The organism is Pseudovibrio sp. WM33, assembly GCF_001623165.1.
In the GTDB taxonomy this organism is placed as follows: domain Bacteria; phylum Pseudomonadota; class Alphaproteobacteria; order Rhizobiales; family Stappiaceae; genus Pseudovibrio.
The window spans coordinates 1-400 of sequence record NZ_LMCK01000119.1 but is presented as its reverse complement, the minus strand read 5'-3'; the positions used below and the strand labels follow the sequence as shown (position 1 = coordinate 400).

Here is a 400-nt window from a genome sequence, read left to right as displayed (position 1 = left end):
CAAAATCTACATCCTGCATGGCAACCACGCGCACGGTCCCGCTGGTGGATTGGGTAAACGGATCAACCGTCAGGTCTACGCCCGTCCAAAGCGCAATCAGAAGATCCGCCCAGTTGCCAAAGAAGCCGTTGTGATCCAGCACCTGATTAGAAATACCGGTGTTGTAACCGTTCACCGTGTTGCCCTGCTCCCAGATAAACTGGGCAGTCCCAGCAGCTTTTTCCGTGGTCTTGAAAGATCCACGCATCGCAGCATTGAGGACATAGCCCAAGGCACCAATGTCTGCATCATCCGTTGCAACAGCCGTTTCCATTGCAACCACTTCTTCAAATGTTGGAGCATTTGCCGCAAAGGTGGTTGAGTTAATGCCAGTGGTGGCAGCGATCCCCTTTGGAGTTTC

1 protein-coding gene is annotated in these 400 nt (G+C 52.8%); it reads right to left on the bottom strand.

All coding sequences use genetic code 11. From position 1 onward, the window contains the following. Nucleotides 1-400: phage major capsid family protein (locus PsWM33_RS20995; protein WP_193778437.1), on the bottom strand; the 400-nt coding region annotated here is incomplete at both ends.